This window comes from Roseovarius sp. EC-HK134 (assembly GCF_902498815.1).
In the GTDB taxonomy this organism is placed as follows: Bacteria; Pseudomonadota; Alphaproteobacteria; order Rhodobacterales; family Rhodobacteraceae; genus Roseovarius; species Roseovarius mucosus_A.
On the sequence record NZ_LR701544.1, the window covers coordinates 2,888,472 to 2,905,038 of the forward strand.

At 61.2% G+C, this 16,567-nt stretch carries 15 protein-coding genes; 10 read left to right on the plus strand and 5 right to left on the minus strand.

Features of this window, described 5'->3' with window-relative positions; all coding sequences use genetic code 11:
- The first annotated feature begins 120 nt into the window (after window positions 1-120).
- Entirely contained in the window at window positions 121-315 is a 195-nt protein-coding gene (locus tag GC127_RS17870) for a hypothetical protein (protein WP_151979176.1), read from the plus strand.
- Between the two features lie 226 nt (window positions 316-541).
- Here the strand turns inward: GC127_RS17870 and GC127_RS17875 are convergent, their stop codons facing one another.
- The 3 genes from GC127_RS17875 to GC127_RS17885 form a co-directional block, all read right to left on the minus strand.
- Window positions 542-1,462, minus strand: a complete 921-nt coding sequence (locus GC127_RS17875; RefSeq protein ID WP_151979177.1) for a helix-turn-helix transcriptional regulator — start codon at window positions 1,460-1,462, stop codon at window positions 542-544.
- A 130-nt stretch (window positions 1,463-1,592) separates the two neighbouring features.
- Window positions 1,593-3,653: a xanthine dehydrogenase family protein molybdopterin-binding subunit gene (locus GC127_RS17880; RefSeq protein ID WP_151979178.1), complete on the minus strand. Its 2,061-nt coding sequence runs from the start codon at window positions 3,651-3,653 to the stop codon at window positions 1,593-1,595.
- Window positions 3,653-4,108 carry a (2Fe-2S)-binding protein gene (locus GC127_RS17885; RefSeq protein ID WP_151979179.1) on the minus strand — a complete coding sequence of 152 codons (456 nt, stop codon included), beginning with the start codon at window positions 4,106-4,108 and terminating at the stop codon, window positions 3,653-3,655. Before GC127_RS17885 ends, GC127_RS17880 begins: the two co-directional genes overlap by 1 nt.
- 290 nt (window positions 4,109-4,398) lie before the next feature.
- Here GC127_RS17885 and GC127_RS23155 point away from each other — a divergent pair, with 290 nt between their 5' ends.
- The gene (locus GC127_RS23155; protein ID WP_257788538.1) at window positions 4,399-4,572 is read left to right on the plus strand and encodes a helix-turn-helix transcriptional regulator; all 174 of its coding nucleotides are present in this window, start codon (window positions 4,399-4,401) and stop codon (window positions 4,570-4,572) included.
- A gap of 309 nt (window positions 4,573-4,881) precedes the next feature.
- Here GC127_RS23155 and GC127_RS17895 read toward each other — a convergent pair whose 3' ends face one another.
- The gene (locus tag GC127_RS17895; protein WP_151979181.1) at window positions 4,882-6,954 is read right to left on the minus strand and encodes a methyl-accepting chemotaxis protein; all 2,073 of its coding nucleotides are present in this window, start codon (window positions 6,952-6,954) and stop codon (window positions 4,882-4,884) included.
- A 399-nt stretch (window positions 6,955-7,353) separates the two neighbouring features.
- Window positions 7,354-8,166, minus strand: a complete 813-nt coding sequence (locus GC127_RS17900) for a helix-turn-helix transcriptional regulator (RefSeq protein WP_037298396.1) — start codon at window positions 8,164-8,166, stop codon at window positions 7,354-7,356.
- A gap of 132 nt (window positions 8,167-8,298) precedes the next feature.
- Between GC127_RS17900 and GC127_RS17905 the strand changes: the two genes are divergently transcribed.
- Genes GC127_RS17905 through GC127_RS17940 form a run of 8 tightly spaced genes read left to right on the plus strand, consistent with a single transcriptional unit; the run spans window position 8,299 to window position 16,314 of the window.
- Window positions 8,299-9,036: an aspartate/glutamate racemase family protein gene (locus tag GC127_RS17905; protein ID WP_008282153.1), complete on the plus strand. Its 738-nt coding sequence runs from the start codon at window positions 8,299-8,301 to the stop codon at window positions 9,034-9,036.
- A 23-nt stretch (window positions 9,037-9,059) separates the two neighbouring features.
- Window positions 9,060-10,298 (plus strand): ABC transporter substrate-binding protein, encoded by a 1,239-nt coding sequence (locus GC127_RS17910; RefSeq protein ID WP_151979182.1) that lies wholly within the window; start codon window positions 9,060-9,062, stop codon window positions 10,296-10,298.
- Between the two features lie 13 nt (window positions 10,299-10,311).
- Window positions 10,312-11,550 carry a branched-chain amino acid ABC transporter permease gene (locus GC127_RS17915; RefSeq protein ID WP_008282155.1) on the plus strand — a complete coding sequence of 413 codons (1,239 nt, stop codon included), beginning with the start codon at window positions 10,312-10,314 and terminating at the stop codon, window positions 11,548-11,550.
- A complete protein-coding gene (locus tag GC127_RS17920; RefSeq protein WP_151979183.1) occupies window positions 11,547-12,737 on the plus strand; it encodes a branched-chain amino acid ABC transporter permease in 1,191 nt (396 codons plus the stop codon). Before GC127_RS17915 ends, GC127_RS17920 begins: the two co-directional genes overlap by 4 nt.
- Window positions 12,734-13,501, plus strand: coding sequence for an ABC transporter ATP-binding protein (locus GC127_RS17925; RefSeq protein ID WP_151979184.1), 768 nt, complete (start codon window positions 12,734-12,736; stop codon window positions 13,499-13,501). Before GC127_RS17920 ends, GC127_RS17925 begins: the two co-directional genes overlap by 4 nt.
- A complete protein-coding gene (locus GC127_RS17930; protein WP_151979185.1) occupies window positions 13,494-14,198 on the plus strand; it encodes an ABC transporter ATP-binding protein in 705 nt (234 codons plus the stop codon). Before GC127_RS17925 ends, GC127_RS17930 begins: the two co-directional genes overlap by 8 nt.
- Window positions 14,198-15,025 (plus strand): asparaginase, encoded by an 828-nt coding sequence (locus GC127_RS17935; RefSeq protein WP_151979186.1) that lies wholly within the window; start codon window positions 14,198-14,200, stop codon window positions 15,023-15,025. Before GC127_RS17930 ends, GC127_RS17935 begins: the two co-directional genes overlap by 1 nt.
- Window positions 15,022-16,314 (plus strand): aspartate ammonia-lyase, encoded by a 1,293-nt coding sequence (locus tag GC127_RS17940; RefSeq protein WP_151979187.1) that lies wholly within the window; start codon window positions 15,022-15,024, stop codon window positions 16,312-16,314. Before GC127_RS17935 ends, GC127_RS17940 begins: the two co-directional genes overlap by 4 nt.
- Window positions 16,315-16,567: the final 253 nt, after the last annotated feature.

Sequence of the window (16,567 nt, forward strand, 5' to 3'; positions counted from 1 at the left end):
TGGCGCGGCCCCCTCTGAAACATGATAACCTCATGAAAAAGAGGCGGAATTGTTGAAACCAGCGGGTCACTGTGGCTCAGGACCCTGGATCAATTCCTCGCGAAATTCAACATTGGCGTCATGATCACCCGCAAATCGGCGCAGCTGGTTGTTTCCAGCCTTTTGAGCCAGTCGTGGAAAAGCCTCTGGGCGCGCCTTTTGGCGTGGGTGTTTCGCTTTGACATCAGGCTGATTGCTCCGCTGACAAGAAAGCTCATGGTGCATTATCTGGGCTATTTGACGGCGGTGACCGAAAAGACCGCAGAGCGTGCTTGATGTGTCGACTAACGACCCATAGCAGACTTTCGCTGCGAAGGTCACGAATGGCCGCAGTGCGCAGAAAGCGGGGTTTGCAAAGTTGGAACGCGGCCTTTGCCTTGAGAGCAAGACCGGCCCTTAGCGGCCGATCAGCAAATGAGACCTGAGTGTCAGAAATGTTGAAGGCTCATTCTGCAGGTGAAACTTTGTAATACGTTCAGGCAGATGGCGGGTTTCAGATCTGCTACTGGCCAAAGTCTGCGCGATAGCTGCTCGGGGTTGTGCCTACGGTTCGGCTGAATGTGCGAGCAAAATGGGCCTGATCGGCAAAGCCTGCGATGAAGGCGATCTCTGCAAGTGCTGGGCCATTGGATTTGCACAGGTGGGTTGCAGCGACCTCGATCCGCGCATCGGTCACAAGGCGGGAAAAGGAAGCCGATCCTTCGGTCAGGCGGCGCTGAAGGGTGCGGGGCGCGGCGCCAGCTTCGGCCGCAAGACTGGCCACTGTCCAGCGGCGCACCGGGTCTGCAACAAGACGGCCTCGCAACCGTGATACCAGATCGGTCTCCGGGTTATTGTCATGCACTTCGACCGTTCTGCTTGCCGATGCCGCTGTCAGAACGACACTGCCGACGCCTTGTGACGTGCCCGGGTCATGCCATTTACCCTCGCTGCGCCAGACCGCGCCCGCGTCAGTTTTCATCGTCACATCCGTCGATCCGGTCATCTCGGTCAGGATTGTAAGAAGCCCAAGCACCAACAAGCTTTCTGCCATGGATGGCGGAGGGCCATGGTCACGCGCGCGGTGGGTCAGTCGAAAGCGGTGCGGAGAAAGCTGCTCTATCTCGACCCTGTGTCGCCCATGGCTGAAGCGCTCCAGCCTGTGCCAGCGCTCCATGAGATCAGGTATGTCCCTTGCATTGGTCAAGGCTTGGACGACCGGCTCGGGGGCCATGGCGCATGCGGCGTCTGCAATGGACAGGATGGCCAACGGGCCATGGCATGCCAAGACAGCGCCGAGGACCGCACGCTTGTCCGCAAGCGAAACATGCGCGGTCGGGGACGTCGGCACGGGAATGGAAATGCCCTGCCGTGCAAGCCCCATTGCGACCAGGCGCATCATGGCGGCCGAAGCGAAATCCTGTCCTTCAATGCGTTGGGCCATGCACGTTACCCCTTTCCAGCCAGAGGGTAGTCCAAAACAGGGGGATGTTCAAAAGAACTAAGGTCCGGTGCCCTCTTTCGGAGGCAGGTCAAAACACGAAAGGCCAAGGCACTTTTGTAGCCGAATGCCATCATAACGCGAGGTCCCCGGCCCGCGCCGGAAGGCGGACCAGGCGTCGGCCGGTGGCTGCGCGGATCGCATTGGAGATGGCGCCGGGGCCTGCCACCATGACGGTTTCGCCTGCGCCTTGTGGCGGGCGATCGCTTTGGATCAGATCAACGGTGAGTGTGGGTGTATCGGTCATGCGCGGGATTGGGGCATCCGCAAAGGTCTGGGCCGTGACGCGCCCGTCTTCCGTGGGCAGATCGTCGGTTAGCACCATGGCAAGGCTCCAGACTAGATTGCCTTCGCATTGCGCACGGACCTGATCAGGGTTGATGACCAGCCCGCAATCATGCACGCACCACATTCGCGTGACCCGCACCCGACCACGGGCATCGACGGCCACATCGGAAACGGCCGCCGAATGGCTGGTCTCCTTGTAGGTGCCGCAGGCGATACCGCGTCCTACCCGCAGACCCTCGGAGAACGCAGGCGTTTTGCCCCAACTAGAGATTTTACCCACCCGCTCAAGACATGCCGCCAAAAACGGATCAGCAACATGCGCAAGGCGTAACGCCAAGTGATCGACGCCTGCGGCCAGTGCCGCCTCGTCCATGGCACTCTCAATAGCCAGCGCGTTCGGCCCGGCACCCAGCCCGCGCCATGGGCCGGTATGCACAGGCAGCCGCACCATGTCATAAGCTGCGCGGGCACGGCCCAGCACATAGGGCGCGGCCATACCTCGCGCCACGCCACCATCGCCGGCAAAGACGTCGGTGCCGCGCTGCATCCAGGATGGCACGACGGCGGCGGTGAACATGATATGAGAACTCATCTGCGCATGGTCCCAGTCGGTGATCCGGCCTTGGCCGACGCGCGCCCTGACCCGGTGAGAAGACGGCGGGCGGTGGAACCCGAGCGCATATTCCTGAGCGCGCGTCCACTGCACCTTGATGGGGCTGCTCACGGCAAGTGTGAGTGCCGCCGCCTCTGCCTCAACCGTGCAAATCGTCTTGCCGCCGAAGGCCCCGCCAATCCGGCAGGATTGGACAGTGACTGCACCGGCAGATAGCCCGAAGGCATCGGCCAGAAAATCTCGGATGTAGAAGGCATCCTGCGTACCGGCCCAGACCCGCAATGCCCCGTCTTCCCATGATGCTACGGCTCCGCGCGGCTCGATCGGGCCATGGGCTGCCATGGGGATATCAAGACGCAGATCGACATCCCACGGGCCAGCCTCGGGCGCGCCGTTCAGAACCTTGTGCGGGAGTGCGCCCGCTCCAAGACGGGCATCGACGTCAATGGCTCGCGCGATATCCGCGTGGGGGTGTTGGCCCGCCACATCCCACTCCACCTGCAACACTTCAGCAATTGCATCAAGCGCGCCGGGTCGGGCGGCGACAATGCCAAGCCCCTGAGCCTTGCCCATCGGCGGACCGCAATCCTCGACAACCGCGACAAAGCCAGGCACCGCGCGCGCCGCATCGATATCCCAGCGCCGGGGGCCAGAGTGCAACTCGACGGACGCAGGGGCGCGCAGCACCCGACCATAAAGCATTCCCGGCAGTCGGATATCGGCCGCATAAAGCGGTTCGCCCGTGACGATCCCGCGCGCTTGGACCAGTTCGGGGCTGGCGCCGATCAGGCCACCGCTGCGCAATGCGCGCAACTCGGAGACTGGACGCGACCTGACACGGACCAGTCCTGCAACCTGTCCGGCAGCCAGGGCATCGCGCAGGGCGGCACAGGCCTGCGCCAACGGTTCGGCAAACAGCATCACCGATTCACTGCCCACCGTCGCCTTGACGCGCGGCATGTCGGTCGCATGCGGGACCACGTCGACCCGGTCCCACTCCGCCCCAAGCTCGGTGCAGGCGACCTGCTTCAGTGCGGTGGCGATGTTCTGTCCCATCTCGGCGCGCGGCAGGGTCAGGGTGAAATGCCCGTCCCGATGCGCGATCCATCCTATGGCAGTCGAGACGTCCGGATCAGGACGTTTGGGGATAACCGGGATGCGCGAACACGCCGTCGCACCGATAGCGGCCACAAGCCCCACGGCCGAGGCCGCCAGAAACGCACGCCGCCGCATCACACACGCTCCGCCGCGCGGGCAATCGCCGCACGGATACGCGGATAGGTGCCGCATCTGCACAGGTTGCCGTCCATCGCCGCATCAATGTCATCTGCCGATGGGTCAGGCGTTTCCTCCAGCAGCGCCACAGCCGCCATGATCTGACCAGCCTGACAATAGCCGCATTGCGGCACTCCGAGGTCCAACCAGGCCTGCTGGACCGGGTGCAAGCTGTCCCCGTCGGAAAGCCCCTCAATCGTGCGGACGTTCAGACCCTCGATTTCGCCGGAGCGGATCATACAGGCGCGCGTGGCGGCACCGTCCACGATGATCGTGCAGGCCCCGCAAATGCCAACTCCGCAGCCGAATTTCGCACCCGTCAGTCCGATGTGTTCCCGCAACAGGACCAACAGCGGCTCATCCGCCCAATCGGCCGGAATATCCTGACCTAGTCCGTTCAGAGTGAAGCGCATGAGTAACTCCCGTTCATGGTTTGAACGGCAATTAACGCGCGGACGAACACCAGTCTTGAACGATCACGCCAAACTGCAAGAGCTTTGCCAAGGCACAGAGCGGACGCTCACATGAGGAGATCGAAAGACCGCTCCCCGCCCGACGCGAAGAATACGACCGCCTGCGAGCCGCGGCTGAAGATCTGGCCGACCTACAGACCTATGACCGCGCCAAGGCCGCGCTTGCGGCGGGCGAGGATGGACTGATCCCGGCGGACTACGCGAACCGCCTGTTGAACGGCGAAAACGCTTTGCGCGTCTACCGAGACCTGCGCGGGATGACACAAGCCGCCCTGGCTGCAAAAGCGAGCGTGAACCGCGTGACCGTGGCCGAGATCGAAACCGGTCGTAAGCAGGGCTCGGTCACGACCCTGCGGGCCTTGGCCAATGCGCTTGGCGTAAGTCTGGATGATCTGGCTGAGTAAGGCCGGCCCTAGGCCGCCGGTCAGCCTGTTGAGCTGGGTTCACCAAAGGGGCCACTCTGACTTGGTGAAGCATATTGTGTGAGAGGCGGGGTCGGCTGATAGCTTTCGCCGTCCACCGAAAGAAGGATGCGTTGGTGGGTAAACCGGTCGAAGATCGCGAGGTCGAGGTTAGACAGCATCTGCAACATCTGTATCCGCTTGGGACATCTGCGCGCCGATGGGGCATCCCCTGATTCAGCGCATGCCCGCCTCGTTGCTCCCGATTTTTCGGATCCAGTCGTGCCCCATTAACTCGACAGCTTTGACGCATCAGATGCTACGGATGCGCCTGACAAATTCCGACATCGTATCTGTCATCCGCAAGGCCGCATCGTCAACATGTTGCATCAGCGACATGACCTCGTTCGCCGCAGTTGATGCCAGCTGGGATGCTTTCTGAACCTCTGAAATACCGCTATCAACCTCATTCATCCGCGTGGCCGTACTGGACATGCGCGATGCAATGCTGGTGGTGACGGTGCCTTGCTGCTGTGCCGCAGCCGAGATGGTTCCCGCTTGGGCGTTAACTTCGCTTATCGAAGCAGAGATCGAATGTATCGCTGTTGAATTGCTGGCCACGGCGGCGACGACGTTCTGGATTTCCTCGCCGATCTGCGCAGTGGACTCGGCGGTGTTCACTGCCAGCCTCCTTATTTCTGCGGCGACCACGGCGAACCCGCGTCCAGCGTCGCCAGCATGTGCGGCCTCGACAGCGGCATTCAGCGCAAGCAGATTTGTTCTATTCGTGACCTCTTTGATCAGACCCACGATACCCGTAATGCGCCCGGCAACACGCTCCAACTCTGCAAGGATCCGGGACGCCGCGTCTGCTTGCCCGGACGCGGAGTCAACCAGTTGGGCCGTGCGGCCGATACCCTGAACAATCTCGGCAACAGAGGATGACAGCTCTTCGGACGCCTGTGCTACGGCATCTACCGAGGCAGCCGTTTCACAGGCGCTGTCCTTGGCGGCTTTGGACTGCCGGGATGTTTCTTCGGCGGTGCTCGCCATCGCGACCGCAGCCGAGCGCGCCTGTTCTGCGGCATGGGATAGCGCCTCGACCACCTGTTTCGCTTGCCCCTGCACTTCGCTGCCTAGCATGCGGATCGGCCGGATCAGCAAACGCGCCAGTAAGAGGCCAGCGAAAAAGATGACAGCTGCCAAAATCAGCATGTTACGTTGCGCTTCCTGTCTGCCTTTGATTGCGTCGGCGAGCACCTCGTCCTTTGAAATCTCGGTCACAACGCGCCAGTCTAGCCCGGACAGTGATAGGGGGGCGCTGGCTGCAAAGACGGGATCGCCATGATGGCTGATGCCTTCGAAAAATCTTGTGTCTGTCCCGCCACTTGCATTGATACTGCGAACCAAAGGGGTATCGAAAAGCATACCAACTTCGGCTTCCCGACTTAGCAGCGGGATTGACCGCAACCCCATGTCACCGGAAAAGATATAGGCATCTTCACTGCCATAGCGCCCCGTTGTCAGCCCCAGCACATCATCGGCAAAATCCGAAGGCAATTGGGCCGCGAACACCCCTGCGAGAGCGCCTTCATCGCGGATTGGCAGCAACAAGAATGCCGCTGCTGCACCGTTTGACGGGGCATAGGGGGCGAAATCGACGAAAGTGTAATCGCGGGCGGTATTGCCTTCGATTATCTCGACGACAGATTTCGCGAATTCCGTATCACGATAGGGACCGCTGCGGAGTGACGTGCCGAAGTCCGTTTCCTTGAACGTGGAATAGACAATGCGCCCGTTTACCGGCTCGATCAAGAAAAAGTCGTAAAACCCATACCTGTCCAAAGTCGCATTCAGCGCCGGATGGAATTGAGCGTGCAGCGTGCTGTAAAGGCTTCCATCGCCGGGATTGGCCAACGCTTGTTTGTTCCCAATCGTTGCGGGATTGCCGAAAATGAAAAGCTGCTGCAACAAGCGCGCCCGTTCATCAAGGTCGTTGATCCAAACTTGTGCCGCCGTCGCGGAGGCGTCCTCGGTAGCATCCCGTTGCGCGTCGAAACGGGCCTGCATCGCTGCGTTATCAAGGTTTACGGTTGGGGCTGCATGTAGCTGCTCTACGGCGTTGTCCAACCGACGCAGGGCGTCCAACGTAGCGGGGGAAGCGGCGACGGTTTGCATGGCGCGCACTGTCGCGTCGAAATAGCTCTCAACGGACTTTCGCTTCAGATTCAACGCAGAGGTTAGAAGCGCCTCGGCTGAAAGGTGAGCCTGTCGCGAACTGCGTTCCAGATCACTGGTCGAAACAAACCACAACGGAAACAGCCCTGCGATCAGCAATGCCGCTGTGACTTTGACGATAAAGGGTACTCGTAACTGACTGAGCATTTCTTATTGGTTGCCTTCTTGATTGTGAGAATGAATCTTGCCCATCGACGCGGGCCGCCAGACACAAACGACTGACCCGTTAGGATTGTTAGGCTCATTCCTACTACCCGCTTCGGGCTCAAAGCATCTATGCGGTGGTGCAGCATGGCCCGCTGACACTTTGAGGTCGACCATCGACACATCGGCTCACGGCGCAGCATCAACGCACTCGGCCCGTTGCTGCCGCTCGAACCCGAGATTTGTTTCTCTCGGCTTCCCTCATACCAGCCGCTCGACGTGAGAGGTGCGCGCCCTGCAGGCCTCCCGCACTGATCAGTGATCGGGCCTGGGCCAAATGAACCTTCGGCACTTCTTTGTCCACGCTCTTTGGCACCGATAGTGGAAAGGCGACGGATCAACCTACGGGACCGAGGGGTTATGCGCCTGAAACCCGAAGGGCCCCGAAGTACGGTTGTCGATCATCGGCAGAATATGTCCAGGAAGATCAGGATCATCCGGGGCCAAGAGCCCGACCCGGCGCAGGTTGGCAATCAGGCTCGCGCGGGGCGGCGTGCGCTCCAGATACGTGCGCACGGCGCATGGCACGTGATCGCGATTGGCCGAGACGCCGACCTTCACCCCGTGCAGCACCCGCCAGCGAAAGCTGTAGTCGGGGTAGAGCACGGTCTGCGTCACCTCGATCCCAGCGCCGGTTTCATAATCGTTCATGAACACCCTGTCGCCCGTCATAAGGGCAAGGCCCTGATAGCGGAAATGTCGGGTGACGACGGTCTTGGGGTCGCCGATACGCTCAAGACGGCTGTAGAACAGATGCTCTCCCTCGGGTGCAAAACTCACCAGCGAACGAATGACCATCCCCGGCGTAGACATCGACCAGTAATATTCGAAGAAGCTTCCCGAAAGCTGAAAGATGCGGGGGTCATTGCGCGCAAGAATGCGGTCGAAATGCATCCGCAAAACGCGTGAAAAGTTGTCCGACGACAGGCCGCGCAACTTCACGATGGCCGCAAAATCGGGCGGTGGCAGCCGGATCTCATATTCCTCTACACCGAAGTAATCGCAAATCCGCCGCAAAAGCGCGGTGCGTGGAGAGGAACTTCCCGCCAGATAGCGATTAAGCTGACTGCGGTTCAACCCGATATCCCGGGCCACCGTCGAGATGGACGGTCGATAGCTGCACAGCAGGCGCAGATTTGTAGACAGGTCGGACATGATGCTAATTGGCCCTGTTTCTGCACCGCAATGCACCAAAATGCAACGATTTGCGAAATTGTCAAGCGGCATGGCCTGACCCCAGTCTGTGCATCAAGGGGCATCAGACCCCAACCCTCGGGGATGTGATTCATGGACAGAACTGCCCGCGTCGCGCCGTGTCGCGCCACCATTGGGATTGTCGCGGGCTCGGGCCCCGAAGCAGGAATTGACCTTTGGGCCAAGATTCTGCGTCGCAACGCTGCCGCTCTGGGGCCTGCTTTCCGGGGCGATCTGGATGCGCCGCGCGTGGTTGTGTTGTCCGAACCACAGCTTGGACTGTCGATGGACCTTGCGGCCAATGAAGGCCCGGTCTGGGACGCGATGCAAAGCACAGCCACCCGCATCGCGGGGCAGTCGGACGCATGGGCAATCGCCTGTAACACGTTGAACTGGTTTGCCCCCCGTATTGCCAGCCTTGGGTTGCCCGCGGAATTCGTCAGCTTCCCCGGCGTGGTCGCCGATTGGATTGCCAGTTCTGGACTTCGTCGCATTGGCCTTTTGGGCGCGGCACCTGTGACCGAAATGGGCGCATGGTCGGCCTATCGAGACCTTGCCGGGCTGGTCGAGATCGAAACGCCCGCCGACCGCGCCGTATTGCAGGATCTGATCCATGACGTGAAGCGGCTTGGCTCGGCCGATCCGGATCTGCGGCCGCGCTTTGCCCGGATTGTCGAGGCGATGCAGGCCGAGACCCTGCTTTTGGCCTGCACCGAACTGCCGCTGATCGCCGATGTTTCAACCTCGAAAACGCTCGTCGATGTGACCGATCTGGTCGCTGACGCGCTTGTTGCGCGCTCCCTTGCGGGAAGGGACTGCGCTGTCATTTAACCCGCTCAACAGGAGAACGACGTATGAAGAAACTGCTTCTGACGGCAAGCGCTCTTGCGCTTGCAGCGGGCGCCGCAAGCGCCCAGGCCGCCTGCCCAATCAAGATCGGTGCCACCGCTCCTTTGTCGGCACCTGGTGCTGTCACTGGCGGCGAGGCGATGCGGGATGCCATGGCTATCGCCGAAGCCGACATCAATGCAGCCGGGGGCGTGCTGGGGTGTGAGGTGCAGGTTGTCGTGGCCGATGACGAAGGGTTGCCCGAACGTGGTCGCGCCGTGATGGAACGCCTGATTGCCCAAGATCAGGTTGTCGCCGTGGGCGGCGGTTATCATTCGTCTGTCGGGCTTGCGAATATGGAAGTGGCCGATGCTGCGGGCATTCCCGTGGTCTATGCCGAGACCTGGAACGACGGGATCACCGGCGCCGGACTGAAACACATCTTCCGCATTGCGCCCTTGTCATCCGAAGTCGCCGCAATCTTCTCGAGCTTTGCCGCCACGGTGCCTGGGGTGAAAAAAGTGGTGATGGTGGCCGAAAACACCGACTACGGCCTGCCCGCGTCGGAACAGACCAAAGCGGGGCTGGACAAGGCGGGCATCGCCTCGTCGGTCTATACCGTCGATATCGGGACGCAGGATTTTTCCGGGATCATCCAGCGAATCAAGGCCGAAGACCCGGATATGATCATCCAGCTCTTGACGGGCGAGGCAAGCTACAACTTTACCCAACAATCCGCCGAGGCCGGGATTGGCCCGCAGGATCTGCCCACCACCTGCGATCAGGCGGCGCTGGAATCCGGGGCCTTCTGGCAGAACGTGCCTGATGGCAACCTGTGCTTTGTCAATGCCGTTGGTCTGCCGCGCGCACTGTACAATGACAAGACCAATGCCTTTGTCGCGGCCTACACCGCCAAGACCGGCAAATCGGCAGCCGAGTCCTACGCGATGGAGGCGTATGACTCGATCATGATCCTTGCAGAGGCCATGAAGATTGCCGGGTCCACAGAGGGCGACGCCATCGTCACCGCGCTAGAGAACATAACCTATCAGGGCGTTCTGGGCGAGATTACCTTCCCCTACAACTCGGCCAACCCGCCCGCCACTGCCGGAGTTCCAGCCTATTTCTGGCATCAGTTCCCGAACCCGGCCGTAACCATGGTTCAATACCAAGCACCGGGACAACTGGCCGCCGATGCGCCCAATGTCTTCCCACCAGTCTACAAGACGGGCGAGCCGATCTGGCCTGCCTCTGTGCAGCAGTAAAAGGGGCGAGCAGATGGACCATCCGGGGTTCTTTTCCTTGGCCATTCTCTGGATGGTCCTTTGGGGCGCAATCGGCGGGGCGGTCATCCACCGCGCCTATCTGGCCCGCGATCTGGATGTGACCGCCGCCCGCACGGTCGGCGTGGCGGTCGGGGCGGCGACGGGGCCTTTCGGCCTTGTCCCGCTTTACCTGCGGACCCCGACACTAACCCGCGCGTGGCAGGCTCTGCCATGGATCGCAGTGGTAGCGGTGTTTCTGTTCGCCTTTCGGGCGGCTGACCCCGATAATGTCTGTTTCACCTCGGGGGCCTTTGTCACCTCGCAATTGGTGAACGGGCTGATCATGGGCACGATCTATGGGCTGATGGCGCTGGGTCTGGCGCTGATCTTTTCGATCATCGGCATCGTCAGCTTTTCGCATGGCGAATTCTACATGATCGGCGGCATGGTGGTCTACTACATGACCGAAGTCTGGGCACCCGGCCTTGGACCTATTGCCGCCGTGATTGCGGCCTGTGCGGTCACCTTTGGCATCGGTGCGGCGTTCGAGCGGGCCTTTTTCACGCCGATCTATGCAGGAAAGGTCGAGCGCCCGAATGAATACGCGATCCTAGTCACATTCGGTCTGGCCTTTTTCCTGCAATATCTGGTGCAGGGGCTTTCGGGGGCAAACCCTGTCAAGGCCTCGCCCTTTTTCGAACTGCCGCGCAGCGAATGGCCCGCAGGCGCGCCGATCATCGAAACCACCCGCTCCAACATCGAGCTGTTCGACACCATCTCGATTTCCACTCCGCGCCTGACGGCGGCGATCCTGTCGGTCGTGATGCTGCTGGCGCTGATCTGGTTCTTGTACAACACTTGGACGGGCCGCGCCTTGCGGGCAACCGCGCAGGACAGGCAAGCGGCGGCGGTCGCGGGCATCAATCCGGGGCGCATGAACATGCTGGCCTTCGGGTTGGGTTGCATGCTGGCGGGGCTGGCGGGTGCGGTGCTGGTGCAGGCGTTCTCGTGGCTGCCCCAAACGGGTGCCATCCCGGCGTTGCGCGCCTTTGTCATCATCGTGCTGGGCGGTCTTGGATCTTTGCCCGGAGCCTTTATCGGCGGGTTGATCCTTGGTCTGGTCGAGGCGGCAGGCGCGGGCTGCGTGCCTGACCCGACCCGGGCCGCGGCCTATCTGCCAGCCTATGGCATGATCATCCTGACCCTTGTCCTTCTTTTGCGCCCGCAGGGACTTTTCGGGAGGAAAGCATGATTTCCCATGCCCCCAAAATTGCCGGATATGTCGCGGCGGCCCTTCTGGTGCTGTTCCCGCTGGTCTATTCCGCAGGCAATTATGACTTCGTGATGCATCTGTGGATCACGGCCTTTTACTACGCCGTCCTTGCGTCTAGTTGGGCCTTGCTGGCGGGCTATGGCGGCCAGTTTTCCTTTGCCCATCTCGCCTTCATGGCACTGGGGGCTTACGGCGCGGGCATTCTGGACAACTACGTCTTTCTGACGTCTCTGCCGACGGGCACCTGCACGGAATTCGGCTTTCTGGGCACCAACATCGTTTTTCTACCCCCATCGGGCACCGGCGATGCTGCGGCCTGCCTGACCGCCGCCCGCGCGACATGGCCCGAGGGCGCAACCGTCAGCCGCTTTCCCCTGATCCTGCAAATCGCCTTTGGTGCCATCGTCGGCGGTGGGGCGGGTTGGTTGATAGGCACGTTGGTGCTGCGCCTGCGGGCGGCCTATCTGGCGCTGTTCACCGTGGGGCTTTCGGAAATCCTGCGTGCGGTCCTGTCGGCGGAAATCTGGCTGACCCGTGGGCAGGCCGGCATGCCGATGTCGCCGCTGTTCCCCGATGGCATCACTATCCTTGGCACGACCTATGGCCCCGCGGCCAAGCTGCCCGCCTATTACGTCATGCTGGCACTGTTCCTTGGGACGCTTGCGCTGCTTTTATGGGTCGCGCGGTCGCGCATCGGGCTGTTCCTGCGCTCGCTGCGCGAGGATGAAGATGCGGCCGAGGCGCTTGGCGTCGATACGGTCAAATGGAAACGCGCGGTCTTTGTTCTGACCGCCGCCATCGCGGCCACGGCGGGGGCGGTGCAGGGGCATTATGTTGGCCTCATCACCCCAAACACCATCGTCCTTTTGCAAATGTCGCTGGTCATCGCCATGGCGGTTATCGGCGGGCTTGAGAACGTGGTGGCCGCCGCCATCGGCGCGATCCTGATTTCTTTTGCGCTGGAGTTTCTACGAACGGATTTTACCATCTTGGGAGTTGAAATCGACATGACGACATGGCGGCTGGTGTTCTTTGGCCTGCTGTTGATGCTGACCCTGCGGTTCTTGCGCAATGGCGTGATCCAAGGGGCGTTGATGTGGATCGAAAGGCGCGGTGTGGGCGCGGAAACCGTCGCCAAGCGGCGCGCGGCGGAGGAGGCGAAATGATCACCCTTGATGTCAAAGACATAACCAAGACATTCGGCAGCCATCGCGTGTTGAAAGGCGTCAGCTTTCGCATCGAAGGGCCGGAACTGGTCGGCCTGATTGGCCCCAACGGTGCGGGCAAGACGACGCTGACCAATGTGCTGGACGGCGCGATCAAGCCTGACGGCGGCACGATCCGCCTGAACGGCAAAAGGATCGATCCGCTGCACCCCTATGAAATCGCCCGCGCCGGGCTGGGGCGTACCTTTCAGGTGACGCGCGCCTTTCGGCGGATGACCGTGCTGGAAAATCTGTACGTTCCCGCCATGGCCATGGATGCGCGGGTAAACCACAAGGAGATGGAGGAAAAGGCCAACGAAATCCTTGCCTTTCTGACGATCGACCACCTGCGCAACGAATATGGCCGCGCGCTTTCGGGCGGGCAGCAGAAGCTGCTGGAACTGGGACGCCTGCTGATGCTGAACCCGGATGTCTACATCTTGGACGAACCCTTTGCAGGCGTGCATCCCAGCCTGATGGCCACGATCTACAAATGGATCGAGCGGGTGAATGGCGAGGGCAAGGCGATCATCCTGATCTCGCACCAGATGGAATCGATCTTTACCCTCTGCCGTCGCTTGCTGGTGCTGAACTTCGGCGACCTGATCGCCGATGGGCCACCCGCCATCGTCAAGAATGATCCCGCCGTGATCGACGCCTATCTGGGGGTCGAGGAAGACATGTCGGGCACCGGCCTGCTGACGCAGGAGGCAACCCATGCTTGAAGTGCGCAATATGGACGTGGGCTATTACCGCGACCTCAACATCCTGTCATCGCTGAACCTTGATGTGAAGCCGGGCCAGATCGTCACCATCCTTGGCGCGAATGGTGTGGGTAAATCCACCTCGCTCAAGGCAATCTATGGCTTTCTGCGCCCCAATGGCGGCACAATCCATCTGAATGGTCAGCCGCTGATCGACGTGCCGACGCATGAACGGATCAACCTTGGCCTTGCCTATATCCCGCAGCACCCCGGCATCTTCCGCGAAATGACGGTCGAGGAAAACCTGCTCTTGGGCGCATGGACCTATCGCCGCGACAAGGCCCGGATTGCGGAAAAGCTGGACGAACAATACAGCCGCTTTCCGGTGCTGAAGGAAAAGCGCCGCCAGCCGTCGGGGCAGCTTTCGGGCGGTCAGCAACGCATGATCGAGATCGGCCGCACCCTGATGGGCAATCCCAAGGTGCTTTTGGTCGACGAACCCACCGCGGGCCTGTCCAAGACCTATGCCGAAGAGGTTTACCAAATGCTGCGCGATCTGCGCGACCGCGACGATCTGGGTATCCTGCTTGTCGATCAGGAAATCCGCCACGCCCTGCGCATCGCCGATTACGTCTATGTCCTCGAACTGGGGCGCAACAAATTCGAAGGCCCGCCATCCGAATTCGGCGACCTGCAAAAAGCATTCTGGGTGGGCTGATGCGTTTGATACACACTGGCGGCACGATCGGCATGGTGCCGTCGCCGCAAGGCCTTGTCCCCGCAATGAAGTTGGTCGAGGCGGCTGTGGGCGAACGGGCGCGGGTCACGGTCCTTGATCCGCTGGTCGACAGCGCAGCCATTGGCGCGGCAGACTGGAACCGCCTGCTTGACCTGATTGAGACCGCTGACGATCCGGTCATCGTGACCCATGGCACCGACACCATGGCCTATACCGGCGCGGCGCTGTCCCAAGCGCTGGCCGGTCGGGATGCGCCGGTCATCCTGTGTGGTGCGATGGCTCCGCTGGGAACCGGCGGCGATGCCGAAGCGAACCTTGATTTGGCATTGTCGGCACAACCCGGCCCCGGCGTCTGGTTGGCCTTTGCCGGCCGCTTGATCCCTGCTGCGGGCTTGGTGAAACATGACAGCCATGGGGCCGACAGCTTTCGCGCCGTGCCGCAGGTACCCCTGTCTCTGCCTCCAGCCCGCAGGTTCAGCGCGGCCCGAATTGGCATCCTGACCCTGACGCCGGGCATTCCGGCAGCGATGGTCGCAGCTGCCTTGTCCGAACTTGACGGCTGTGTGCTGCGGGTTTTTGGCGCGGGAACCGCACCGCCCGATCCGGCGCTTTATCGGGCGCTGTCAGAAGCCCATCAACGTGGATGTGCCTTACGGGCCGTTTCTGTCTGTGAGGCCGGGGGCCTTGTCCCCGGTGCCTATGCGGCAGGGGCCGCCCTTTGGGGGGCTGGTGTACAGAATGGCGGTCTGGACACTGCAGAGGCAGCCTTTGTCCGGCTCTGGCTCTACCATTCGAAAGGCGCATGATGCGGCAGGACAAGGATTCGCTGGGGAGTATCAATATCCCCGATCACGCGCTCTGGGGCGCACAAACCCAGCGCGCAGTCGAGAACTTTCGCGCCAGCGGCATTCCCATCAGCCATTTCCCGTCGCTGATCCGGGCGCTTGCACAGGTCAAGCGGGCTGCGGCAGCCGTGAACGGGTCTCAGAGGCGGCTGGACCCGGCGCTTGCCCGCGCCATCATGCAGGCCGCCGATGAGGTGATCGGGGGCACGCATGTGGCGCATTTTCCCGTCGATGTCCTGCAGGGAGGTGCCGGGACGTCATCGAACATGAATATGAACGAAGTTCTGGCCAACCGGGCTTTGGAAATCCTGGGGTATCCGCGCGGCGCGTATCATGTCTTGCACCCGAATGACCATGTGAACCTGTGCCAATCCACCAACGACGTTTATCCGACAGCGATCAGGCTGGCGTTGATGGCTGAGACGGTCGGCCTACAAGCTGCGCTGACCGGTCTTGCAACGGCGTTCGCGGCCAAGGGCACCGAATTTGCGGGGATCGAAAAGCTGGGCCGCACCCAGTTACAGGATGCCGTCCCAATGACCCTTGGACAAGAGTTCAACGCCTTTGCCAACACGCTGCGCGAAGATGTCGAGCGGCTGGACGAAATTCCTCGGCTGTTCGCAGAGGTCAATCTCGGCGGCACGGCCATAGGCACCGGCCTGTTGGCGCCGGACCCCTATCGCGCTGCGGTGGTTCCCGAATTGGCGCGGCTGACGGGCCTGCCGCTGACCTCCGCACGGGACTTGATCGAAAGCTCGTGGGACACTGGCGCTTTCGTTCTCTTCTCGGGGCTCTTGAAACGCACGGCGACAAAGCTGTCGAAGATCGCCAATGACCTTCGGCTGTTGTCGTCGGGCCCGCGAGGTGGGCTGGGAGAGATCAGCTTGCCCGCGATGCAGCCGGGATCCTCGATCATGCCCGGCAAGGTGAACCCAGTCATCCCCGAGATGGTCAATCAGATCGCCTTTCAGGTGATTGGGGCTGATCTTACAGTGACAATGGCCGCCGAAGCCGGACAGTTGCAACTCAATGCCTTTGAGCCGGTCATCGCCTATAACCTGCTCACGGCGCTGACACTTCTTCCCCGGGGTGCCACGGCGCTGGCCCAGCTTTGTGTCGATGGACTGACAGCCAACCCCGAAACTTGCCGCGCCCATCTTGACCGGTCGACGGCCCGCGTGACCGCAATGGTTCCAGAGATCGGCTATGCGCGGGCAGCGGAATTGGCGAAGGAATTGCTGCTACGTTAGAAATGCTAACGCTGATTGAGCGCCGTTCAGGCATGAGCGTAGAATTCCGATGGCGCATATCTAGCCTGCACTCCGCCCCGGCAAATCCCAAATGATCGCGGTCGTGGTTCAAGGCTTTTCACTGTTGCTGCGTCAAGGGCCGCTCTTCCCGCCGTCCAATGTTAGATTGCGATTCAAGCGCACGACTGCGTTCCGCCTTTTGCGCAGTCGACCAAACCATACAACGAAGATCAGGTAGGGTAAGACGGTTGCG